The sequence below is a fragment of the Streptomyces sp. NPDC033177 genome (assembly GCF_055577715.1).
Genome location: NZ_JBVIPS010000007.1, coordinates 527,720 through 550,924 on the forward strand (window position 1 = coordinate 527,720; position 23,205 = coordinate 550,924).

Sequence of the window (23,205 nt, forward strand, 5' to 3'; positions counted from 1 at the left end):
TTTCGGAGGAGGTGCCGTCGCTGCGGTTCGGGGGTTCGATGACCACCGGCTCACGGGCTACCAGGGTATCAGCGACCGGACGAGGCTGCTTCCGGCCACGCACGGACACCCACGTCACACGTCCCTCACCGGGCGCTCACCCGTTCGGCGCAGGCCGGTTGCCGGGAGCGGCGCGCAGATCACCGGGGTGCGTCGTATCCTGCTCGGACACTCGCTGCCGAGCCGGACCGATCAACGGCAACCACCCCCTACCGTTCTTGGAACAAGAGGCTCGCGCAGTTCGTTTCACAGCGAACCCTTGACCGTAGTAGCGAGCGCCCCGAGAGGGCGACGTGGCCGTTTGACTGGAGATGCACGTGGCCGGGCGCATCGAGGATTACGCACTCATCGGAGACATGCAGACCGCTGCCCTGGTCTGCCGGGACGGGACAGTCGACTGGCTGTGCCTGCCCCGCTTCGACTCTCACGCCATCTTCGCCGGATTGCTCGGCACGGAGGAGCACGGATTCTGGCGGCTCGGGCCCGCTCACAGCCCCGACGCACCACCGCCGACCGCCGCGCGGCGCACGTACCGCGGCGACTCGCTGATCCTGGAATCCGAGTGGGACACCCCGCGCGGCACGGTCCGTGTGACCGATTTCATGCCGCCGCGCGACACGGACGCCCCGCAGCTGGTGCGGATCGTCGAGGGTGTCAGCGGCCGGGTGCCGATGCGCTCCGCCCTGCGGATGCGTTTCTCGTACGGCCGGGTCGTGCCCTGGGTGCACAAGGTCGACGAGCGCACCGTGGCCGTCGCGGGGCCCGACTCCGTGTGGCTCGACACGACGGCCGAGACCTTCGGCAAGGACCTCACGACGTACTCGGACTTCACGGTCTCGCCCGGTGACCGGGTGGCGTTCACCATCTCGTGGCAGCCCTCGCACAAGGAGCCGCCGCCGCCCGCCGAGCCCGAGAACGCCCTCACGGCGACGCAGGACTTCTGGCGGGAGTGGGTGGACCACTGCACGTACCACGGCCCGTACCGCGAGGCCGTGGTCCGCTCGCTGATCACCCTGAAGGCCCTGACATACGCCCCCACGGGCGGCATCGTCGCGGCGCCCACGACGTCGCTGCCGGAGGACGTCGGCGGCTCCCGCAACTGGGACTACCGCTACACCTGGCTGCGCGACGCCGCCATCACGCTCTCCTCGCTCCTGCGCACCGGATACCGCGAGGAGGCCCGCGCCTGGCGCGAGTGGCTGCTCCGCGCGGTGGCGGGCGACCCCGAGAACCTGCAGATCATGTACGGCATCGCGGGCGAGCGGGAGCTCGGCGAGGCCGAGCTCGACTGGCTGCCGGGGTACGAGGGCTCGACACCGGTCCGGGCCGGCAACGGCGCCGCGCACCAGCTCCAGCTCGACGTGTACGGCGAGGTCACCGAAGCCCTGCACCTGGCGCACATGACGGGCCTGGCCCGCAGCGACTACGCCTCGCTGCTCCAGCTCAAGCTGATCCGGTATCTGGAGACGCACTGGGACCAGCCGGACGAGGGCATCTGGGAGGTCCGCGGCCCGCGCCGCCACTTCGTGCACTCCAAGGTGATGGTGTGGGTCGCCGTCGACCGCACGATCAAGCTCATCGAGTCCGGTGACGCGGACGGCCCCCTGGACAAGTGGCGCGACCTGCGTGACGACATCCACCGGGACGTCTGCGAGAAGGGCTACGACCCGGAGCGGAACACGTTCACGCAGTCGTACGGCTCGAAGGAGCTGGACGCCTCGCTGCTGCTCATCCCGCAGATGGGCTTCCTGCCGCCCGACGACAAGCGCGTGATCGGCACGATCGAGGCGATCCAGCGGGAGCTCTCGACGTCGGACGGCTTCATCCTGCGTTACCCGACCACCGGCGACGCCGCGGGCGTGGACGGGCTTGAGGGTGACGAAGGCGCCTTCCTGGCCTGTTCGTTCTGGATGGCGGACGACCTGGCGATGATCGGCCGGGTGGACGAGGCCCGCAAGCTCTTCGAGAAGCTGCTCGCTCTCCGCAACGACCTGGGGCTGCTCGCCGAGGAGTGGGACCCGCGGCTGCAGCGCCAGGTCGGCAACTTCCCGCAGGCGTTCAGCCACGTGCCGCTGATCGACACGGCACTGCGGCTGACTGCCAGCGGGGCGTACGGCGGCTAGCGGGGCGTACGGCGTCTTGCGAGTGACGTTCCGGGATGTTCGACTTGTCGGGGTATGAGCGGGTCAGATCATTCCCGTGACCGGTCGGAGATGTTCCCGGAACGTGAGCGCAGGTACGGTCCGCCCATGGAAAGTCAGGGTACGCAGGGGACTCAGGGCGGCATCACCGTGCAGCGCGCCCTGGAACTTCCGGGTCTTCGCGGCGGGCTGCCCGAGGTGGTCGCGGGCGCCGAGCGGCTGCAGCGCACGGTGCGCTGGGTGCACGCGGGCGAGGTGCCGAACATCGCCTCGCTCCTCAAGGGCGGCGAGCTGCTCCTGACCACGGGCCTCGGTCTCGGCGCGCGCCCCGCCGAGCAGCGTGTCTTCGTGCGCAAGCTCGCCGAGCGCGGCATCGCGGCCCTCGTCGTCGAGCTGGGCCCGCGGTTCACACGGCTGCCCGCGGCGATAGTGGAGACGGCGCGGGCCGCGGGCCTTCCGCTGGTGCAGCTGCACCGGGAAGTGCCCTTCGTGACGGTCACCGAAGAGATCCACACCGAGATCGTCAACGGTCACTACGCGCTGCTCCAGCGGGCCGAGGAGGTCCACCGGCGCTGCACGGAGGCGCTGCTCGGCGGGGGCGGCGTGCCTCAAGTGCTGCGCGTCCTCGCGGACTTCAGCGGTAATCCGGTGTTCCTGGAGTCTCCGGACGGGCAGCTTCTGTACGCCGCCGGGGCGGGCACGGAGTGTGCCGATCCGCTCCAGGTGTGGGAGGGCCTGCGGGGTCAGCACAAGGACGGACCGCCCGCGGGTGCGCTGCTCGTCGACGTGCCGGGCGGCGGCCCCGGCTCGGGCTCGGTGCGCGCCCGCCTCGTACTGCTCGCCGTGGAGTCGGCGCTGCTTCCGGTGCACCGGATCGCGGCGGAGCGGGCCGCGGGCTCGCTCGCGGTGGTCCTGATGCAGGCGCGCCAGGAGGAGGAGCTCGCCGCGCGGGGCCGGGGCGACTTCCTGACCGATCTGGCGGAGGGCCGGATCCTGGCCGACGACGCGCCCGCCCAGGCGCGGGTGCTCGGCTTCAAGCCCGGCGAGAGCCCGCTGCTGCCGGTCGTGATGCGCCTCGCGGACGGATTGCCGCCCGGCGGTGGCTGGGCGGTGCTCGCGCGGGCCGTGGCGGAGGAGCTCGCGGCGGTGGGGGTGCCGGTGCTGCTCGGCGTACGTCCGGTCGAGGGGCGTGTCCCGCTGCTCCTGGGGCTCCGCTCGGAGTCCGAGCGCACCGCGGTGGCCGACCGGGTCGCCGCCGCGCTGCGGGCGGGCGTGGAGCGGGCGGGGATGCAGCGGGCCGGGGCGCTGCCGCCGGTCGTGGTGGTCGGGGTCGCGGGCGGCTGGGCGGCGGCTTCGGCGGGGCTCCGGCACGCGGCGGAGACGGCGACGGCCGCGCAGGGTCTCGTCGACCGCCCCTGGTACGACGCGCGGCGCCTGGACATCGACCTGCTGCTGTGGCGCCTGCACAACTACGACGATTCGGCGCTCGCGGCGTTCGTGGACCGTGCGATCGGCCCGCTGCGCGCCCACGACCTGCGCTCGAAGCCGCCGCTGCTGCCCACCCTGCAGACCTATCTGGCGCATGCGGGACGCAAGGCGGAGACGGCGCGCGAACTGCACCTGAACCGTCAGACGCTCTACAACCGGCTCGCCCGGATCAGTGAGCTCCTCGGCACGGACCTGGACGACCCGCAGACGGTGCTCGCGCTGAGCCTGGCGCTGCGGGCACGCAGACATGTGGCGTAACGTCGCCTCCCCGCCCCAGCCCCTGCCCTACATGCCGAACGGCCGCGTCAACTCGTCGTAGACGCTGAGGACTTGAGTGACCGTCTCGTCCTCGGTCGGCCATGTCGCCGCCTGCGCCGTGCCCTTGTCCTTGAGGCGCTCCCGGAGCGCGGGGTCGGCCAGGAGGCGCGCGACGGCGGTGGCCAGGGCCTCGGCGTCGCCGTACGGGACCAGCACCGCGGCGTCGCCGACCAGTTCGGGGATGCCGCCGACCGCGGTCGCGACGAGCGGCACGCGTGCGTGCAGGGCCTCCTGGGCGAGCACGGAGCGGGACTCCCAGCTGCTGGGCAGCACCACGACGTCGGCCGCCGCGAGCATCTCCGGTACGTCGTCGCGCCGCCCGACGAGCCGGACCGGCAGGCCCTCGCCCTCGATACGGCGTTGCAGCGCGGCGCGTTCCGGCCCCTCGCCCGCGATGACGAGGAGCGGCAGGGGATCGAGGTGGCGCCACGCGCGCGTGGCCTCCAGGAGGATGTCGTAGCCGCGCTGCCGTTCGAGCGTGCCGAGCGTGACGACCAACGGCCGCCCGACGGCTCCCAGTTCGGCAAGCGCCTTGTGTCGGAGCCCCTCGGCATCCTCGGCATCACCACCTGCTCCGGTGACCGGTCGCGGTGCGGGAAACGTCACGGGGGCGAGCCGGGCGTCCCGCGCGCCCCTGCTGCGGGCGCGGTCGACGAGGTCGGACGAGGTGCCGAGGACCACGGCCGCGGCCTTGGCGACGCGTCGCTCCAGGAGGCGCAGGAGGCGGGCGCGCGCGCCTTCCGCGTGCGCGCGCGTGTGCCAGGTGACGACGAGGGGGGTACGGCGGCCGGTGAGCGCGAGGGTGGCGCGGAGCGCGGCGTGCAGGCCGTGCGCGTGCACCAGGTCGGCGTCGGCGCAGGCCAGGCGGAGGGAGGCGACGGACGCGGGGTCGCTGCTGCGGGGTACGTGTACGTGCCGGGCACCGGTGCCCGTGAGGTCGTAGGCGTCGGCCGCCTCGGTGGGGGCGCACACCGTGACCCGCACGCCCCGCGCCGCGAGGCCCGTTGCGAGCGACCTGACGTGGGCACTGCTGCCCGCGCTGCCACCGCCCAGTACTTGCACAGTGTGCAACGGGGGCCGGCCGTGCGACGACTGGCTGCTCACGTGGCTCACGTAGCCGGGGCTCCTGGGTTCGGCGTCGGGGGGCTGCGCCAAGGATGCCAGCCCGCACGGACGTTCCGGCACCGCCGACAGGTCTCTTCCGTGTCGGGGCGGGCAACTCCCTGACGCGGATCACCCACACGGGTGAGGACAACGAGGATTCAGCACCGCGAACGACTCACGGCCCTCGCATCTTCGCAGCGACCCCACTCCCGAAGAAAGACTTCCGAAACTTCGGCACGCCAGGACTTCCCCCAGCAGTGCCCCCACCCCTCCCCCAAAGAAACCACCCCGCACCCAGCCACGCCAACTCCCAGCGGCGGCAGGCACTGCCTGTAGCGATGGCGCCGCCGAGCTTGACACCCGGGGCCGCGCACTCCGGCACCCCGCAACAGGACGCGCCCTCACTCATCCCGGCGCACTCCCCACACGGCCCCCGCCACCGCGCTGACCGTCTCGCCCCACCCAGCCGCCGCGCACGGCGCGGCCGTTGCCGGTGATGACGGCGAGGCCGAGGTTCCCGCCCAGGCACACTCCCGCACCCCGCAGCAGGGCACGCCCTGAACGCGACAAAACCAGGTGACGGTGGCGCCGAGCGCCACACCCACGGCGCACACTCCCGCGCTCTCATCACGGCGCACTCCTCAAACCCTTCAGCGATACGGCCCCTGCAGCCGGGGCCACGGGCCCAGCCCCCCGCCACCGCGCTCGCCCTCTCGCCGCACACGACCGCCGCCACAACCCCCGCCGCGTGCAGCGCGTGGCCGGTGAGGCCGAACTTCCCGCCCACGCGCACTCCCACACCCCGCAGCAGAGCACGCCCTCAACACGACAAAGCCACGACCCAGCCCGGCCCAGCCCCTAGGCGCAACCCCCCGCCACCGCGCTCACCTTCTCCCCGCCCACGGCAGCCGCCACAACCCCCGCCGCGTGCAGCGCGTGGCGGGTGGGACCGAGCTTCCCGCCCGAGGCCGCACTCCCGCGCCAGCAACAGGGCCCACCCTCAACGCGACAAAACCACGGCCCAGCGCGGCCGAGCCCCTAGGCCCAGCCCCGCGCCACCGCGCTCACCTTCTCCCCGCCCACGGCCGCCGCCACAACCCCTGCCGCGTGTAGCGCTAGGCCGGCGCGCCCGTTGCCCGTGGTGATGGCGAGGCCCAGTGCCGCGCCCAAGGCGTGTGCGCCCGCGTCGCCGATCATGGCGCGTTCCCCGATGTCATCCGGCAGCACGGCCGTCGCGGCGCCCACGGCGGCGGCCGAGAGGACTCCGGCGGCGCCCCGGCGCAGCAGCCCCGGCGCCCCCAGCGCGACCACCGCCGCGGCGGCCCTTCCCGGGCGTACGTCCACGAGGTTGACGAAGTGGGCGGCGCCCGCGATCACGACGCCCGCGAGGAGCTTGTCCACCGGCCGCTCCTTGAGCAGGGCACCTGCGGCGAGCCCCGCCGCGGAGACGCCGAACAACTTCACGGCCCCGCTGGTCACTTCGCCGTCCCGCAGCGCGCCCAGGTGCGCGCGGAAGCCCCGGCGCGGGTCACCCTCCCCCGCCGCGTCGTCGTACGCCCCGCAGGCTCCCGCCGCGAGCACGGCGAGCGCGGCCGCCGCGCGGGTCCTGAGAGGCAGCGCCACGGCTCCGGCCGCCGCACCGATGGCGGCAGCCGGCCCGGCGTACAACTCCACCGTCCGCCCTGCGTAGTTCTTCCGCTGCCAGCGGTCGGGGCCACCGGGGGCGCGGGAGCGCAACGCGGTCGTGGCGGCGCGGGTGACGGCGGCCGAGGCGAGGAGGGCGGTGAGGCGCCGGGCAGGCTTGCGGTCGATCATGCGGACCAGGCTACGGGGAGGCCCAGCCCGTCCGGCGTTCGAGGACGAACCCGGCGAAGCCGGTGATCGGTGGTACGCCGACCCCGAGTCGCCCGCTGAAGGCGCCCCGCCCGGCTACCCGTCCCCCCGAGCCGTGGCCAGCAACTCCTCCGCATGCGCCCGCGCGGTCTCCGAGTCCTCCTGGCCCGCCAGCATCCGGGACAGCTCCCGCACCCGGTCCTCGCCTTCGAGCACAAGCACCCCGGACCGCGTCACGGACCCGTCGTTCGTCTTCTCGACAAGGAGCTGCCGGTCCGCGAACGCCGCCACCTGCGGCAGATGCGTCACGACCACGACCTGCGCGGACTTGGCGAGGCGGGCGAGCCTGCGGCCGATCTCGACCGCGGCCTTCCCGCCGACACCTGCGTCGACCTCGTCGAAGAGATACGTCGGCACGGGATCCGTGCCCGCGAAGACCACCTCGACGGCGAGCATCACCCGCGACAGCTCACCGCCGGACGCACCCTTGGCGATCGGCCGCGGCGGGGCCCCCGGGTGCGGGGCGAGGAGGAGCTCCACCTCGTCCACGCCCGCGGGGCCGTACGCGACGAAGCGCCCGTCGACCGGCACTCCGTCCCCACCCTCCGGCACCTCCGTACTGGTGATGTCGATCGTCACGCGCGCGTGCGGCATCGCGAGCGAGGCCAGCTCCGCGGTGACGGCCGCCGCGAACCGCGACGCGGCCTCCTGGCGCGCGTCGGTCAACGCCTGCGCGAGCCCGGCGAGTTCGCCGCGGAGCGCGTCCCGCTCGGCGGTGAGTTCCTCCAGGCGGTCGTCGTCGCCCTCGAGTTCGGTGAGCCGCGCGGCCCCCTCCTCGGCCCAGGCGAGCACGGCGTCGATGTCGGAGCCGTACTTCCGGGTCAGCTGGGTGAGCGAGGCCCGCCGCTCCTCGACCGCCGCGAGGCGCAGGGGATCGGCGTCGAGGTCGTCGGCGTAACCCGCGAGCTCTCCCGCCACATCGCCCAGCAAGATCCCGATCTCACCGATCCGCTCGGCGAGGGCGGCCAGCGCGGGGTCGTGGGACCGCACCGCTTCGAGCGCCCGGTGTGCGCCCGCCACGAGCGTCGTCGCGTCGACACCCTCCGGGTCCTCGGGGACGCCCGCGAGCGCGGAGTGCGCGGACGTGGCGGCGGAGGCGAGGGCCTCCGCGTGGCCGAGCCGCTCGGCCTCGGCGGCCAGTTCGGTGTCCTCACCGGCACGCGGCTCGACGCCGGCGACCTCTTCGAGGCCGAAACGCAGCAGGTCGGCCTCCTGGGCCCGCTCACGCGCGCGCGTGGTGATCTCGTCGACCTCGGTCGTCACGGCCCGCAGCCTGCGGTACGCCGCCGTGTACTTGGCCAGCGGCACGGCGACCGCGTCACCCGCGTACCGGTCGAGGGCCCCGCGCTGCCTGGCCGGTTTGAGCAGACCCTGCTGATCCGTCTGACCGTGCACCGCCACGAGATCGTCGGCGAGCTCGGACAGCAGACCCACCGGGACCGAACGGCCGCCGAGGTGCGCACGCGAACGCCCCTCCGCCGAGACCGTACGGCTGATGAGCAGCGCCCCGTCGTCGAGTTCGGCCCCCGCCTCCTCGGCGCGCACGGCAGCCGCGGCATCCGCGGGCACAGTGATCCGCCCCTCCACCACCGCCGCCTTGGCGCCGATCCGCACCAAGGCGGCATCGGCACGTCCGCCGAGCAGCAGGCCAAGGCTGGTGACCACCATCGTTTTGCCCGCACCGGTCTCGCCGGTCACCGCGGTGAACCCCGGCGACAGCTCGACCACAGCGTCGTCGATGACTCCGAGCGACCGTATCCGCATCTCCTCCAACACGGACACGACCTTACGAGGTCATGGGCCAGGTGTGCGACGGCCCCTGGTCCCCTTCCCCGTTCCTTCCACGAAGACGCAGGTGGCAAAGGCGGACCGAACGGACGCTGTCACTCGCAGGGGGTGGGGTTTTCCGGGGTGGGGATTACCCCACCACGATCTTCCTGACAGCCTCCTGGTGCGTGGGGGACCCAGGGCCCCACCATGATCGGTATGGGAACGGGACTGGCACAGGCGGCGCTGCGGGCGCACCGCCCGGCCTTCGTGGGTACGGCGGTGGCCGCGCTCTTCGCGGCGACGGTGGTCAGCGCGTCGACGATGATGCTCGGCGCGACGAGCACGGAAGGACTCTCCGCGCGGGCCCGCAGGCAGATCACGGAGAACGGCGTCGGGGACATGGCCCTCGTCCTGCTCATCGGATCGATCTACATGTCGATATTCGTGGTCGCGTCGACGATGGGCACGGCCGTCACCCAACAGCACCGCGAGCTCGCCCTCGTACGGTCCATCGGCGCCAGGCCCCGGCAGATCCGCCGGGCGGTGGCAGGCCAGGCGCTCGCCGCGTCGGTCCCGGCGGCGCTCGTCGGCTTCGTCGTCGGCGGCTTCGTCGCACGCTGGTGGCACGCGGGCATGGTGTCGCACGGGCTGCTCCCCGCCGAGTCCGACTTCCGGTTCGGCTGGGTCGCCCTGCCGGTGTGCCTCGGCGTGGCCGTGGTGACGACGACGCTCGCCGCGTTCCTCTCGGCACTGCGGTTCTCGCTCCTTCGCCCGGCCCGCGCCCTGAGCGAGGCGGCGACCGGGCGGCGGGGCCTCGGCATGCTGCGGGCGCCGCTCGGCGTGATCGCGATCGTGGGGGCCTGCGCCCTGGCCGTGCTCCTGTCGAAGCAGCCGGCTGACGAGGCCGGTGAGGGTGCCTTCCTCGTCCTGATCCTCTTCTGCGTCGGCGCGGGTCTGCTCGGTCCGCGGATCATCGGGCCCGCGGCCTGGCTGGTCTCCGCGCTGGTGGGCCGGTTCGGCGGCAGCGCGCGCCTCGCCATGCTCAACATCCGCTCGCAGCCCCGCCGCTTCTCCGCCGCGGTCGTGCCGCTCGTCCTGGTCGTGGGCTTCGGCCTGACCAAGATCGGCATGCACACGACGGCGCAGCACCACACGGGCTCTGCGGGCAGCACGGGCGAGGTCTGGCTCGACTACGTGGGCACGGGGTTGTACGCGGGCTTCGCCGCGATCGCCGCGGCCAACACCCTCGCCATGATCTCCTTCGAGCGCCGCCGCGATGTCGCCCTGCTGCGGGTGGTGGGCAGCCGGCGCTCCCAGGTGCGGGCCATGGCGGCCTGGGAAGCCGTGGTGGTCGCCGGGACGGCCCTGCTGCTCGGCACCGCGATAGCGCTCGGCACACTGGCCCCCATCCTCAGCACGGCCTTCGGCTCGTCGCTCCCCCACCTGCCGTGGGCGGTACCGACAGGAATCGCGACGGGCACGTTGTTGCTCACCCTGCTGGCCACAGGGCTTCCGGTGGGGAGTGTGATGCGGCGCCGAGCGATCACTGTGGTGCAGTCAGCATGAGCGCCCCACACGGGCGCGAGGAACGGCGCGCGCAACCACGACAGACCCGCAGCCAATTCCGCCCCGCGCCCCACGCTAGTGAGGCGCCCCCCGCCACCCCGACACCGGCAGGGCGAACTTGGCCACGAGCCGGTCGGTGAACGAGGCGTGGTGCAGCCGCGCGAGCCGCACCGGCACTTCCCCCCTGCGCACCTCGACCCGCGCACCCGGCGGCAGCTCCACGGTCCGCCGGCCGTCGCACCACAGCACCCCGTGCGACGTGTGCTGCTGGACCTCGACGGCGAGCACCGAGTCCGGCGAGGTCACCAGGGGCTTGGCGAACAGGGCGTGGGCGCTGATCGGCACCATCAGGAGCGCCTCCACCTCCGGCCACACCACGGGCCCGCCCGCGGAGAAGGCGTACGCGGTGGATCCGGTGGGCGTCGCGCACACGATGCCGTCGCAGCCGAAGCCGGTGACCGGACGCCCGTCGATCTCCAGGATGACCTCGAGCATCAGCTCGGCGGACATCTTCTGCACGGCGGCTTCGTTCAGCGCCCAGTCGCGGTGCACGACACCGCCGTTGCTGTGTACGACGACGTCGATGGTCATCCGCTCCTCGACCTCGTACGCCTTCGTCACGACCCGGTCGACGACCTTGTCGAGGTCGTCGCGCTCGGCCTCGGCGAGGAAGCCGACCCGGCCCAGGTTCACGCCGAGCATCGGCACCCCGGAGGCGCGGGCGAACTCAGCGCCGCGCAGCAGCGTGCCGTCACCGCCGAGCACGACGAGCAGTTCACAGCCGTCCAGGCACTGCGGCGTGGCCTCCTTCACCGTGCCCACCTCGGACGGCAGCGGCAGATCGGCCGCCTCCGCCTCCAGGACGCGTACGCCGATGCCGCTGCGCAACAGCCCCTGGACGACGAGTTCGGCGCTGCGGATGGCGGCTGGCCGTCCGGTGTGCGCGAGCAGGAAAACGGTACGAGCTCGGGTCTGGGTCGATCCGGTCTGAGTCAACGGGGCCCCTCCGCCACGGCACGGTCAACGTCCGCCGGGTCGAGTTCGGGCGCCCCGGCACGCAGCCACAGAAAGTACTCGACATTCCCGGAAGGTCCGGGCAGCGGGCTCGCGGTCACGCCACGCACACCGAGCCCGAGCCCCCACGCCTGGCGCGCCACACCGCGTACGGCATCGGCCCGCAGCGCGGTGCTGCGCACCACGCCGCCGCTGCCCAGGCGTTCCTTGCCGACCTCGAACTGTGGCTTGACCATCAGGACCAGGTCGGCGTCCGGGGCGGCGCAGCGCACGAGCGCGGGCAGCACCAGACCGAGCGGGATGAACGACAGGTCGCCGACGACCAGGTCGACGGGGGTGCCGTCGAGGGACTCGAGCGTCAACTCGCGTACGTTCGTACGGTCCTTGACGGTGACCCGGTCGTCGCTCTGCAGCGACCAGGCGAGCTGGCCGTACCCGACGTCCACGGCGACGACGCCCGAAGCGCCCGCGCGCAGCAGCACATCGGTGAAGCCGCCGGTGGACGCGCCGGCGTCGAGCGCGCGCCGCCCCTCGACGACCAGGCCCTGCGGGACGAACGCGGCGAACGCGCCCGCCAGCTTGTGGCCGCCGCGCGAGACGTAGTCGGGGTCGCCCTCGTCGTTCGCGACCACGATGGCCGCGGCGGTCTCCACCTGCGTCGCGGGCTTCGTCGCGGGGTTCTTGCCGACGGTCACACGGCCGGCGGCGATCAGCTGGCTGGCGTGCTCGCGCGAGCGCGCCAGCTTGCGCCGGACGAGCTCGGCGTCGAGGCGGCGGCGTGCCACTCCTGCCACGTTCTGTTCAGCTCCTGTTGTACGAGGGTGAGTGCGGGGATGAGTGAGGGGGTGAGTACGGGGATGCAGGCTGGGACGAAGCCGCGGGCGTCCCCGTGGGCGAGGGCGCCGGCGGCCCGGGGCGTGCGTCGAGCGCGGTCAGCGCGTCGCGCAGGCCCCGGTGTACATCCTCGTACACCTCGATGTGGCCGTCCGTGGCGAGGTGGTCGGCGTCGCCGAGACGCCGCAGCAGGCCGTCCACGTCCGCGTCACCGGTCGGGACACGTTCCACCCCGAGGGGCGCGGGGCCGACGGGGTCGTACGTCTCCGGCTCAGGCTCAGGTCCCGGCAACGAGTCGCTCATGCCACGACGCTACCGCGAAGCGCTGCGGTACCGTCGATCACGATGGCGACGATCGAAGAGTGCCGCACGGCGCTCGACAAACTCTCGGACAACCTGGCGGGCGCCGAAGACGGCGTGCGCGGCGCCGCCGCGCTCGACCGCTCGCTCAGCTGCCGCATCACCGATCTCGACGTGACCTTCACCGGCCGTCTCGAGAACGGCCGGATCACGGTGCTCGACACGCATCCCGGTGCCCCTCGCGAGAGGGCCGAGATCCGCCTCGCCATGTCCGGCGACGATCTGGTGGCGATGGTCGACGGGGAGCTGAACTTCGCGAAGGCCTGGGCCTCCGGCCGGGTCAAGCTGGAGGCGGGCCTGCGCGACATGCTCCGCCTCAGGTCGCTGCTTTAGAGCCCACGCCCGCCGACCCCACGCCCGCGGTGTCCACGGGCTTCGTCCGCCCCCGCCGTGCCGCGGGCACCACGAGCGGCGTCCCCGACTCCGGGTCGTCGATGATCTGGCACTCCATCCCGAAGGTCTCCCGCACGAGCTCCGCCGTGACGATCTCCGACGGCGGGCCCTCCGCGATGACCTCGCCCTCCCGCAGGGCGATGAGGTGGGTGGCGTAGCGAGCCGCGTGGTTGAGGTCGTGCAGGACGGCGACGAGCGTGCGCCCCTGCTCCTCGTGGAGGTCGGCGCACAGATCCAGTACGTCGATCTGGTGCTGGATGTCGAGGAACGTCGTCGGCTCGTCAAGGAGAAGGAGCGGGGTCTGCTGGGCGAGCGCCATCGCGATCCAGACGCGCTGGCGCTGGCCGCCCGAGAGCTCGTCGACATAGCGGTCAGCCAGTTCGGCGACACCGGTCGAGGCCATCGACTCGTTCACGATCCGCTCGTCCTCCGCCGACCACTGGCGAAGGAGCCCTTGGTGGGGGTAGCGGCCGCGCGCCACCAGGTCGCCCACGGTGATCCCGTCGGGCGCGATGGACGACTGCGGGAGCAGGCCGAGCGTCCGTGCCACCTTCTTCGCGGGCATCGACTGGATGACGTTGCCGTCGAGCAGGACCCGGCCCGCCGAGGGCTTGAGCATCCGCGACAGGGCGCGCAGCAGGGTGGACTTGCCGCAGGCGTTCGGGCCGACGATCACCGTGAAGGAGTTGTCGGGTATCTCGACGGACAACTTCTCCGCGATGACGCGCTGGTCGTAGCCAAGGGTCACGTCGTCCGCGATGAGCCGGTTCACTGCGGCACGCTCCTGCCTGTCGGTGCTCTGGGAGGTATTCGTATCGGTCGCCGTACGCGTCTTCATATCCGCCCTGCCTTGCGCTCGATGACCAGGAGCCACAGCAGGTAGATACCGCCGAGCACACCCGTGACCACGCCGACGGGCAGCTGGTCGGCGCCGAAGGCCCGCTGCGAGGCCCAGTCCGCGACGATCAGCAGGGTGGCGCCCATGAACATCGCCGGCATCAGGTTCGGCCCCGGCGAACGGGTGAGCCGCCTGGCCAGCTGCGGCGCGGTGAGCGCGACGAAGCTGACGGGGCCCGCGGCAGCGGTGGCCGCGGCGGTGAGCAGCACCGCCGAGGCCATCAGGACGATGCGGGTGCGCTCGACGGGCACGCCGAGCGCGTAGCCGACGTCGTCGCCCATCTCCAGCATCCGCAGCGGACGTGCGTACGTCATGACGAGCGGTACGAGGATGGCGCACAGGACGAGCAGCGGCCAGACCTGCTCCCAGTCACGGCCGTTGAGCGAGCCGGTCATCCAGACGACGGCGCGGGCGGCGTCGACGAGGTCCGCCTTGGTGAGCAGATATCCGTTGATCGCAGTGACGAAGGCGGAGACGCCGATGCCGACCAGGACGAACCGGAAGCCGTGCACGCCCCGCTTCCAGGCGAGCACGTAGATCGCGAAGCCGGTCACCAGGCCGCCCACGAGCGCCCCGCCCGCGACCTGCACCGCGGTGCCCTGGAAGAGGACGATCATGATGAGCGCGCCCGCGGTGGCCCCCTGCCCGAGGCCGAGGATGTCAGGACTGCCCAGCGGATTGCGGGAGATGGACTGGAAGATCGCGCCGCCGAGCCCGAGCGCGGCCCCCACGAGGAGGCCGACGAGGACCCGCGGCAGGCGCAGGTCGTTGATGATGAACTCCTGGCCGGCGTCGCCGTCGCCGAGCAGGGTGCGGATGACGTCGGCGGCGGGGATGGGGAAGTCGCCGGTGCCGATCAGGACGACGCTCGCGACGAGCGCGGCCAGGATGAGCACGGCGACGACCACGGCCGTGCGGACGTCGAGGCGGAAGCTGAGCCCGCCCCGGGTGCGTATCGCCTTCACAGCTGGGCCAGCCTCCGCCGTCGTACGAGAAAGATGAAGACCGGGGCGCCGATCAACGCGGTGATGATGCCGACCTGCAGCTCTGCGGGGCGCGCGACGATACGCCCGATGACGTCGGCGCCGAGCAGAAGGACGGGCGAGAGGATCGCCGCGTACGGCAGGATCCAGCGCATGTCGGGCCCGGTGAAGGACCGCACGACGTGCGGCACCATCAGGCCGACGAACATGATCGGCCCGCAGGCCGCGGTCGCCGCACCGCAGAGCAGCGTCGCGGCGGCCATGGACAGGGCACGGGTGCGGTTCAGATGGGCGCCGAGCGCGCGGGCGGTGTCGTCGCCCATGGCCATGGCGTTGAGCGGCCGGGCGAGGCCAAGCGCGAGCACGATGCCGATCACGAGGAAGGGCAGGACCTGGAGGATGGTCTCGGTCTTGGCGGAGGCCAGGGAGCCGACCGTCCAGAAGCGCATCTTGTTGAGCGCGGCGTTGTCCGTGATCATCACGGCCTGCAGATAGCCGTAGAGCGCGGCGCTCAGCGCGGTACCGGCGAGCGCGAGCCGTACGGGCGTCGCGTTGCGGGTCCCGCCGAGCACGTAGACGGCGGCTCCGACCACGGCCGCTCCGGCGAAGGCGAACCACACGTAGCCGCTCAGCGAGGTGACGCCGAAGAAGCTGATGGCGGTGACGACGGCGGCCGACGCCCCGAGGTTGATGCCGAGCAGTCCCGGGTCGGCGAGTGGGTTGCGCGTCAGCGCCTGGAGGACGGCTCCGGCGAGGCCGAGGGCCACGCCGACGAGCACGCCGAGCAGTGTCCGCGAGAGCCGCTCTCCGACGACGACATCGCCGTACGTCCCGGTGTCCTGGAAAAGGCCGTGCCAGACCTGGTCCATGGACAGCTGTTTGGCACCGACCGCGATGCTCGCCACGACGACGAGCAGCAGCACACAGACCGAGACGAGGAGCCCGGCGCTGCGTATCGCGCGGCGGTTGGGTGGCGCGGGGGCGGTCTCCGCGCTGGCTTCGGGGGGACTGTCGACCAACACCAGGTTAGGTTAGCCTACCCTCGCACTGGACTTCGACGAGAGAAGCACCACCTATGCGTGTCCGCCGCCCGATACCTCCCGGTCCGACCCGACGTGGCGTACTCGGCACGGGCAGCACCCTCGGCGTCGGCAGGCTCCTGACAGCATGCGGCGGCACTGAGGACGACACAAAATCGTCAGGCGGCGGCAAGGGGTGGAGCTTCCGGGACGACCACGGCACGACGGCGACCCAGGCGTTGCCGATGACGGTCACCTTGTCGACATCGAGACCCGCCGTCTCCAGCCAGTTCAGCATCGACACATACGCCGCCGATCTGATCCTTGTCGACAAACAGACCGGCAATCTCCAGCCCGACGAGCTCAATTCAGAGAAGGCGGCAGCCTGATGCCCACGACCCACCGCCCCCTCGCCTCCAGAGGTATGTCCCGCCGCGGCCTGCTGGCGTCCGGCGGAGCCCTCGGCATCGGCGCGCTGCTCAGCGCCTGCGGGGGCGAGGAGAAGAAGTCCGGGAAGGGGAAGAGCGCGGGCTCGAAATCCTGGAGCTTCAAGGACGACCGCGGCAGGACCGCCAAGGTCGCCCACGCGCCGAAGAACATCGTCGCCTACATCAGCACGGCCGCGGCGCTGCACGACTACGGCGTCACCTGTACCGGAGTCTTCGGCCCCTCCAAGCCGGTGGACGGCAAGCCCAACCCCCAGGCAGGCGATCTCGATGTCGACAAACTGACGAGCCTGGGCGAGTCCTTCAACCAGTTCAGCATCGAGAAGTACGCGGCGCTCGAACCCGACCTCCTGGTCAGCAACATGTTCCCGCCGCCGGCCCTCTGGTTCGTGCCCGAGGAGAGCACCAAGAAGATCGAGGCACTCGCTCCCACGGTCGGCATCAACGGCGCCCGCGCCTCGCTCCTGGAACCGCTCAAGCGCTACACCGAACTCGCCGAGGCGCTCGGCGGGGACCTCACGTCGGAGAAGGTACGCACCGCCAAGGCCCGCTTCGACAAGGCCGAGCGCCGACTGCGCAAGGCGGCGAAGGCCAACCCCGGCCTGAAGGTCCTCGCGATGACCGGCGACGCCGACCAGTTCTATGTCGCCGTACCGGACTCCTACTGCGACCTGAACTACTTCAAGGACCTCGGCGTCGAGTTCGTCGAGGGCAAGAAGAGCGACGACTGGGGCTTCTGGGAGTTCCTCAGCTGGGAGAACGCCGACAAATACCACGCGGATCTCATCATGATGGACAACCGGTCGAGCGCGCTGCCGCCCAAGGAGCTCGCGAAGAAACCCACCTGGGAACTGCTCCCCGCCGTCAAGGCCGACCAGACCGTGCCCTGGTCGATGGAGGAGCGCTACAGCTACGCCGGTTTCGCCCCCGTACTCGAACAACTCGCCGCCGCCATCGAGAAGTCGAAGAGGCTCACCTGATGTCCGAATCCCCGTACCACTTCTTCGACACCCACGTACTGCGCACCGAGTACGTCACCCCCTCCATGATCCGCGTGGCCCTCGGCGGCGACGACCTGGCGCGGATGGCATCGGCGGGCCGCGACCAGCGCATCAAGGTGTTCCTGCCACACCCGGGCCAGGACGCCCCCGTCATGCCGGACACGACGAACGGCGACGCGGCCAACTGGTACGCCGACTGGTGCGCCCTCGACCCCGACGTGCGGGGCATCATGCGCACCTACACCACGCGTGAACTGCGCCGCGATCCTGACGAGTTGATCGTCGACTTCGCGGTCCACGGCGCGACCCCCTCGCCCTCCGACGGCCCGGCCACCAGCTGGGCGCGGTCCGCCGGGCCCGGCGCGCGGATCGGCGTGCTCGCCCCCATCGAGGAGGAGAACGGCGCCTACGACTTCAGGCCGCCGCAGGACACCGACTGGGTCCTGCTGACCGCCGACGAGTCCGCGCTCCCGGCGGTCGCGGCCATCCTGGAGACGCTCCCGCCCCGGACGCCGACCCGCGTCTGGATCGAGGTCCACGACCTGGCGGACAAGCAGGAACTGCCCACGAAGGCCGACGCCGAGATCACCTGGCTCACGGAGGAAGGCTCGACGCCCTCCGCGATCCGCGCCGCCGAACTGCCTTCGGGCACCCCGTACGCCTGGGTCACGGGCGAGTCCGCGACGGTCAAGACGGTCCGGCGTCACTTGGTCGGCGACCGCGACTTCGACCGCAAGCGGATCTCTTTCTCCGGCTACTGGCGCAAGGGCACCACCACGGACGAGCTGATCGACCGCAACGAGACGGCCTGACCTTCCCTGGCCCGCCCCTCACCGAAGCCGCCCGAGGCCCCGACCGCCCACCGCCGGCCGGGGCTTCGCCGTAGGTCGGGGCTTCGCCGTACGTCGGGCAGCAGGGCGCTCAAGAGGCGGCGGCTACATCCCCAGCCGCGCCAACGCCTTCCCCGCGTCCAACGTGCTTTTGCCGTCCCCCGCCTCCGTCCACGCCGCCGCGCACAGCGCCCGCAGCCCGTCCATGACCTCGCCCTCACCGTCGAGCACCAGCTCGTGACCCCGCGCCGAAGCCGTCCAACCGCCGCAGCCGAAGCCGCCCTCCGCCGGGGTCACCTCGGGCTGGCCGGTCAGCATGCCGCGCAGGTCCGCGTCCACGTACGCCGGCCGGTGCTCGGGCGGGGCGGCGAGCAGCTGGGCGCCGTCCGTGACCCCGGTCAGGACGAGCAGCGAGTCCACCTCGCCGTTGAACGCGCCCTCGATGTCCGTGTCGAGCCGGTCCCCCACGACCAACGGCCGCTCGGCGCCCGTCCGCAGGATCGTCTCGCGGTGCATCGGAGGCAACGGCTTGCCCGCCACCTGCGGCTCCGCACCCGTCGCGATGCGCACGACCTCGACGGCCGCGCCGTTGCCCGGCGCGATGCCCCGCGCGCTGGGAATCGTCAGGTCCGTGTTGGACGCGAACCACGGCACGCCCCGCGCGATCGCGTAACAGGCCTCGGCGAACCGCCCCCACGCCATGTCGGGACCGCCGTACCCCTGCACGACCGCCACGGGCTCGTCGTCCGCCGACTCCACCGGCTCAAGACCACGCTCGCGCAGCGCGACCCGCAGCCCTTCCCCGCCGATCACCAACACCCGTGCCCCTTCGGGGACTTGTTCGCTCACCAGCCGTGCCGCCGCCTGCGCGGACGTGATGACGTCCGCGGCCCCCGTGGGGATCCCGAGCTCCGACAGATGCTCGGCCACCGCGTCCGGCGTACGCAGCGCGTTGTTCGTCACGTACGCGAGATGCATGCCGCCGGACCGGGCCGTCCCGAGCGACTCGACGGCATGGTCGATCGCGTGGCCGCCCGCGTACACCACCCCGTCCAGGTCGAGCAGCGCCGTGTCATACGCCTCGCTCAGCACATTCCGGCTGCCTTCGGGCCGCGTCCTGACGGTCTGGCTCATTACGCATCGCTCCTCGATCGATCCCACTCCCCCGATCATCGCTCATGCCACTGACACACATACGATGCAGCAATGAACACAGCGGGTCATACCGACGACCAAGGCCTCGACCTGATCCCGTTCCGGGGCGTGCGCTACGACCCCGACCGGGTCGGCAGCCTTGCCGCCGTGACGTCCCCGCCGTACGACGTGGTCGTACGGCCCGACGGCCTGCTCCACCTGGAGTCCGCCGACCCGCACAACATCGTCCGGCTGATCCTCCCGCAGGCGACCACACCGGCGGCCCGCAACCAACAGGCCGCCGAGACCCTGCACGCCTGGCTCACCGAGGGCATCCTCGCCCCCGACCCGGAGCCGAGCCTCTACATCTACGAACAGCGCGACGCCGGCATCCTGCAGCGCGGCGTCATCGGCGCACTGCGCCTCTCCGAGGCCGAGGACGGCATCGTCCTGCCCCACGAGGGCGTCATGCCGCACGTCGTGGAGGACCGCGCGGCCCTGATGCGCGCGACGAGCGCCAACCTCGAACCGCTGCTCCTGACCTACCGCTCGGACGACGACGCCAAGGGCGCGACAGCCGTCATCGAGCGCACCGTCATCACCGAACCTCTCCTGTCGACGACCACGGAGGACGGCTTCAGCCACCGCCTGTGGGCGGTCACCGACCCCGCCGACCTCGCCGAGATCCAGTCAGATCTCTCCCACCACCAGGCCCTGATCGCGGACGGCCACCACCGCTGGGCGACCAATCTCCGGCTGCGCTCCGAGCACCCGTCCGACAGCGCCTGGGACTACGGCCTGGTGCTCCTGGTGGACACCGCGCGCTACCCGCTCCGGGTCCGCTCCATCCACCGCTACCTGCACGGGCTCCCGGTCGCCGACGCCCTCGCCGCCCTCAAGGACTCCTTCCGCGTCCGCACCCTCGAAGGACCCCTGCCCCGCGCCCTCGAAGCCCTGGCCGAAGCGGCGGCCGAGGGCAACGCCTTCCTCCTCGTGGGTGACGGCGCCTTCCACCTCGTGGACCGCCCCTCCCCCGACCTCCTGGCCCGTACGATCCCGGCGGACCCGCCGGAGGCCTGGCGCACCCTGGACGCGACGGTCCTGCACTCCACACTCCTCGATCACATCTGGCAGATCCCGGACGCCCCGGAACACATCGCGTACATCCACGACACCGAGGCGACGGTGGAGAAGGCGGAACGCGACGGCGGTACGGCGGTCCTGATGCACCCGGTCCGCGAAGAAGTCGTACGCGACCTGGCCCGCCAGGGGGTCACGATGCCCCGCAAGTCCACGTCCTTCGGCCCCAAGCCGGCATCGGGCCTGGTCCTGCGCAGCCTGGACCTCTGAAGCACGCACACATACGACAACGGGCGGGATCCCCGAAGGGATCCCGCCCGTTGTCGTATTACCAGGTCAGTGCTCAGGCCTTGCGGTCCTCGTCACCGTCACCGTCGTCGTCCAGCTCGAAGTCGTCCTCGTCGTAGTACTCCTCGACACCCTCGTCCTCGTCCTCCAGGACGGGGGCGGCATCGACGACCGCGGGCTCCGCGACCGCCGCGGCCGCGTCCACGTCGCCATGGAGCGCGTCGACGAACTCGACGCCGTCCAGCTCGGCGAGACGGTCCGACGCGTCGGTGCTGCCGTCCTTGTCGGACTCGATGACCTTCGCGAACCACTCGCGCGACTCGTCCTCACGACCCGCGGCGAGCAGCGCGTCGGCGTACGCGTACCGCAGCCGCGCGGTCCACGGCTGGACGGAGTTCGACGCCAGCTCAGGACCCTGCAGGGTGACGATCGCGGCATCGATCTGCCCCAGGTCGCGCCGCGCACCGGCGGCGACGAGACGCATCTCGACCTGCCCCGGCTTGTCCAGCTTCTGCACCTCGGGCGCCCCGGCCATGTCCAGCGCCTTCTCGGGCCGGCCCATACCGCGCTCACAGTCCGCCATGACGGGCCAGAGCTCGACACTGCCGGTCATCCGCTTGGCAGCACGGAACTCACCGAGCGCCTCGCTGTACTTCTGGGTCGCGTACGCCGCGAAACCCGCCGCCTCGCGTACGGCGGCGACACGCGAGGCGAGCCGCAGCGCGACACGCGAGTACTCGTAGGCCTGCTCGGGGTCCTCGTCGATGAGGTTCGCGACCATCACCAGGTTCCTGGCGACGTCCTCAGCGAGCCCCTTGGGAAGGCTCTGCAGCTCCTGCTGCACGTCCTTGTCGATCTCGTGACCCGTGACGTCCTCGGGGATCGGCAGCCGCTTGATCGGCTCGCGGTCACGGTCACGGTCGTCACGGCCGCGGTATCCACCACGGTCGCCGTCGCGCCGGTCATCGCGCCCACGGAACCCACCGGGCCGCCCACCACGGTCGTCGCGCCGCGGCCCACCACGGTCATCGCGCCCACGGAAGCCGCCACCGCCGCCACCACCACGGTTGTCATCGCGACGGAAACCGCCACGGTCACCACCGCGATCGCCACCACGGTCACTGCCGCGGTCGTCACGACGGAATCCACCACGATCGCCACCACGGTCATCCCGACGGTCGTCACGGCGGAAACCACCGCGATCGCCACCGCCACGGTTGTCGTCACGACGGTCGTCACGCTGGAAAGCGGGGCGGTCGCCACCGCGGGGCCGGTCATCACGGCGATCGTCACGCCGGAAGCCACCACGGTCGCCACCGCGATCGTCACGACGGTCATCACGGCGGAAACCGCCACGGTCGCCGCCACCACGATTGTCGTCACGACGGAACGCGGGGCGGTCACTGCCGCCACCACGGTTGTCGTCACGACGGAACGCGGGACGGTCACTGCCGCCGCCGCGGTTGTCGTCACGGCGGAAGCCACCGCGCTCGCCGCCGCCACGGTTGTCGTCGCGACGGAAGCCACCACGGTCACCACCGCGGTCATCACGCCGGTCGTCACGGCGGAACGGGGGACGGTCGCCATCACGGCGGTCGTCACGGCGCGGGGCACCGGAGGTCGAACGGTCGTCACGGCGGAACGCGGGACGGTCACCGTCGCGACGGTCGTCACGGCGCGGGCCACCGGAGGTCGAACGGTCATCGCGACGGAACGGAGGACGTCCGCCACCATCCCGGTCATCACGGCCGCGGAAGCCGCCACCACCGCGGTTGTCGTCACGACGGAAGCCACCACGGTCACCACCGCGATCGTCCCGCCGGTCATCACGGCGGAAACCGCCACGGTCGCCGCCGCCACGGTTGTCATCACGACGGAACGCCGGGCGGTCACCGCCGCCGCCACGGTTGTCGTCACGGCGGAAGCCACCGCGCTCGCCACCCCGGTCGTCGCGACGGGGGGCGCCCCGGTCGCGGTCGTCACGGCGGGGGCCACCGGAGGTGGAGCGGTCGTCGCGGCGGAACGGAGGACGCCCGCCACCGCTACGGTCGTTGTCGCGACGCGGTGCGCCGCCACGGTAACCGCCACGGTCGCCACCGTCCCGGCTGCGCTGCCCGCGCTCCGGTCGCTCGTCGGGAGAGTTGGTGGACATCGGTGACTCCTAGTCTTCGGTACCGCAGTCATTCTCGCGCAGCCGGGTAGCCGGCGCGCTTCGACAAAAACAAAAAGGACCCTTGGTCCCAGCGTGGACGCTGGGACCAAGGGTCCTCCAAAAATTGTTCGGCGGCGTCCTACTCTCCCACAGGGTCCCCCCTGCAGTACCATCGGCGCTTTGAGGCTTAGCTTCCGGGTTCGGAATGTAACCGGGCGTTTCCCTCACGCTATGACCACCGAAACCCTATGAAATATCCCGCCGCAAAGCGGGATCCCAAACAGGGCAGCGAACAAGCACACTCTTCAATTAAGTGGTGTAGCCGTTCAGCCGACACAACTGTTCGTTGTTTCAGAACTAACACAGTGGACGCGAGCAACTGAGGACAAGCCCTCGGCCTATTAGTACCAGTCACCTCCACCCGTTGCCGGGCTTCCAGATCTGGCCTATCAAC

The 23,205-nt window shown here is 71.8% G+C and carries 19 protein-coding genes, 1 rRNA gene and 1 pseudogene; 8 read left to right on the plus strand and 13 right to left on the minus strand.

The features are described from left to right. The first annotated feature begins 356 nt into the window (after positions 1 to 356). Together ACZ5U5_RS26190 and ACZ5U5_RS26195 are read left to right on the plus strand one after the other, a co-directional pair. Complete coding sequence (locus ACZ5U5_RS26190) at positions 357 to 2,162, plus strand: glycoside hydrolase family 15 protein (RefSeq protein ID WP_469026041.1); 1,806 nt, start codon at positions 357 to 359, stop codon at positions 2,160 to 2,162. Between the two features lie 126 nt (positions 2,163 to 2,288). Further along, complete coding sequence (locus ACZ5U5_RS26195; RefSeq protein WP_469026043.1) at positions 2,289 to 3,926, plus strand: PucR family transcriptional regulator; 1,638 nt, start codon at positions 2,289 to 2,291, stop codon at positions 3,924 to 3,926. A 27-nt stretch (positions 3,927 to 3,953) separates the two neighbouring features. Here ACZ5U5_RS26195 and ACZ5U5_RS26200 read toward each other — a convergent pair whose 3' ends face one another. The 3 genes from ACZ5U5_RS26200 to recN all read right to left on the minus strand — a co-directional run bounded on the left by ACZ5U5_RS26200 (position 3,954) and on the right by recN (position 8,747). Next, positions 3,954 to 5,099, minus strand: a complete 1,146-nt coding sequence (locus ACZ5U5_RS26200) for a glycosyltransferase family 4 protein (RefSeq protein WP_469026045.1) — start codon at positions 5,097 to 5,099, stop codon at positions 3,954 to 3,956. A gap of 1,029 nt (positions 5,100 to 6,128) precedes the next feature. Beyond that, a complete protein-coding gene (locus ACZ5U5_RS26205) occupies positions 6,129 to 6,905 on the minus strand; it encodes a hypothetical protein (protein ID WP_469026047.1) in 777 nt (258 codons plus the stop codon). 114 nt (positions 6,906 to 7,019) lie between these two features. Beyond that, a complete protein-coding gene (gene recN, locus ACZ5U5_RS26210; protein ID WP_469026140.1) occupies positions 7,020 to 8,747 on the minus strand; it encodes a DNA repair protein RecN in 1,728 nt (575 codons plus the stop codon). 222 nt (positions 8,748 to 8,969) lie between these two features. Here recN and ACZ5U5_RS26215 point away from each other — a divergent pair, with 222 nt between their 5' ends. After that, positions 8,970 to 10,319, plus strand: coding sequence for an FtsX-like permease family protein (locus ACZ5U5_RS26215; protein ID WP_469026050.1), 1,350 nt, complete (start codon positions 8,970 to 8,972; stop codon positions 10,317 to 10,319). A 75-nt stretch (positions 10,320 to 10,394) separates the two neighbouring features. On the opposite strand, the gene ACZ5U5_RS26220 is transcribed toward ACZ5U5_RS26215, so the two are convergent. From ACZ5U5_RS26220 to ACZ5U5_RS26230, 3 genes are read right to left on the minus strand one after another with little or no spacing between them, the layout of a single operon-like run. After that, on the minus strand, positions 10,395 to 11,315 hold the full coding sequence (locus ACZ5U5_RS26220) for an NAD kinase (RefSeq protein WP_469026052.1): 921 nt from the start codon (positions 11,313 to 11,315) through the stop codon (positions 10,395 to 10,397). After that, a complete protein-coding gene (locus ACZ5U5_RS26225) occupies positions 11,312 to 12,127 on the minus strand; it encodes a TlyA family RNA methyltransferase (protein ID WP_469026055.1) in 816 nt (271 codons plus the stop codon). The genes ACZ5U5_RS26220 and ACZ5U5_RS26225 overlap by 4 nt, the downstream gene beginning before the upstream one ends. A gap of 7 nt (positions 12,128 to 12,134) precedes the next feature. Further along, positions 12,135 to 12,470, minus strand: a complete 336-nt coding sequence (locus ACZ5U5_RS26230; RefSeq protein ID WP_469026057.1) for a hypothetical protein — start codon at positions 12,468 to 12,470, stop codon at positions 12,135 to 12,137. Between the two features lie 42 nt (positions 12,471 to 12,512). Between ACZ5U5_RS26230 and ACZ5U5_RS26235 the strand changes: the two genes are divergently transcribed. Further along, positions 12,513 to 12,860, plus strand: coding sequence for an alkyl sulfatase C-terminal domain-containing protein (locus ACZ5U5_RS26235; RefSeq protein WP_469026059.1), 348 nt, complete (start codon positions 12,513 to 12,515; stop codon positions 12,858 to 12,860). Here ACZ5U5_RS26235 and ACZ5U5_RS26240 read toward each other — a convergent pair. The 3 genes from ACZ5U5_RS26240 to ACZ5U5_RS26250 are packed head-to-tail and all read right to left on the minus strand — an operon-like array spanning position 12,844 to position 15,823. Next, positions 12,844 to 13,758 (minus strand): ABC transporter ATP-binding protein, encoded by a 915-nt coding sequence (locus ACZ5U5_RS26240; protein ID WP_469026062.1) that lies wholly within the window; start codon positions 13,756 to 13,758, stop codon positions 12,844 to 12,846. The two genes, ACZ5U5_RS26235 and ACZ5U5_RS26240, sit on opposite strands and share 17 nt — an antisense overlap. Continuing rightward, positions 13,755 to 14,783, minus strand: a complete 1,029-nt coding sequence (locus ACZ5U5_RS26245; RefSeq protein ID WP_469026064.1) for a FecCD family ABC transporter permease — start codon at positions 14,781 to 14,783, stop codon at positions 13,755 to 13,757. The genes ACZ5U5_RS26240 and ACZ5U5_RS26245 overlap by 4 nt, the downstream gene beginning before the upstream one ends. After that, a complete protein-coding gene (locus ACZ5U5_RS26250) occupies positions 14,780 to 15,823 on the minus strand; it encodes a FecCD family ABC transporter permease (RefSeq protein WP_469026067.1) in 1,044 nt (347 codons plus the stop codon). Before ACZ5U5_RS26250 ends, ACZ5U5_RS26245 begins: the two co-directional genes overlap by 4 nt. Before the next feature lie 53 nt (positions 15,824 to 15,876). On the opposite strand from ACZ5U5_RS26250, the gene ACZ5U5_RS26255 reads away from it, so the two are divergent. The 3 genes from ACZ5U5_RS26255 to ACZ5U5_RS26265 are packed head-to-tail and all read left to right on the plus strand — an operon-like array spanning position 15,877 to position 18,079. Beyond that, positions 15,877 to 16,209 (plus strand): hypothetical protein, encoded by a 333-nt coding sequence (locus ACZ5U5_RS26255; RefSeq protein ID WP_469026069.1) that lies wholly within the window; start codon positions 15,877 to 15,879, stop codon positions 16,207 to 16,209. Beyond that, positions 16,209 to 17,246, plus strand: a complete 1,038-nt coding sequence (locus ACZ5U5_RS26260; protein WP_469026071.1) for an ABC transporter substrate-binding protein — start codon at positions 16,209 to 16,211, stop codon at positions 17,244 to 17,246. The genes ACZ5U5_RS26255 and ACZ5U5_RS26260 overlap by 1 nt, the downstream gene beginning before the upstream one ends. Further along, complete coding sequence (locus tag ACZ5U5_RS26265) at positions 17,246 to 18,079, plus strand: siderophore-interacting protein (protein ID WP_469026074.1); 834 nt, start codon at positions 17,246 to 17,248, stop codon at positions 18,077 to 18,079. Before ACZ5U5_RS26260 ends, ACZ5U5_RS26265 begins: the two co-directional genes overlap by 1 nt. A 123-nt stretch (positions 18,080 to 18,202) precedes the next feature. Here ACZ5U5_RS26265 and ACZ5U5_RS26270 read toward each other — a convergent pair whose 3' ends face one another. Next, a complete protein-coding gene (locus tag ACZ5U5_RS26270) occupies positions 18,203 to 19,231 on the minus strand; it encodes an HAD hydrolase-like protein (protein ID WP_469026077.1) in 1,029 nt (342 codons plus the stop codon). Between the two features lie 72 nt (positions 19,232 to 19,303). Between ACZ5U5_RS26270 and ACZ5U5_RS26275 the strand changes: the two genes are divergently transcribed. Then, a complete protein-coding gene (locus tag ACZ5U5_RS26275; protein WP_469026079.1) occupies positions 19,304 to 20,581 on the plus strand; it encodes a DUF1015 domain-containing protein in 1,278 nt (425 codons plus the stop codon). 73 nt (positions 20,582 to 20,654) lie between these two features. On the opposite strand, the gene ACZ5U5_RS26280 is transcribed toward ACZ5U5_RS26275, so the two are convergent. The 3 genes and pseudogenes from ACZ5U5_RS26280 to rrf form a co-directional block, all read right to left on the minus strand. After that, positions 20,655 to 21,488, minus strand: coding sequence for a tetratricopeptide repeat protein (locus ACZ5U5_RS26280; protein ID WP_469026142.1), 834 nt, complete (start codon positions 21,486 to 21,488; stop codon positions 20,655 to 20,657). Between the two features lie 522 nt (positions 21,489 to 22,010). Then, positions 22,011 to 22,556 (minus strand): annotated as a pseudogene (locus ACZ5U5_RS26285) (DEAD/DEAH box helicase); the annotation flags it as partial. A gap of 321 nt (positions 22,557 to 22,877) precedes the next feature. After that, positions 22,878 to 22,994: ribosomal RNA gene (gene rrf / locus ACZ5U5_RS26290) — 5S ribosomal RNA — on the minus strand. Positions 22,995 to 23,205 lie beyond the last annotated feature (211 nt).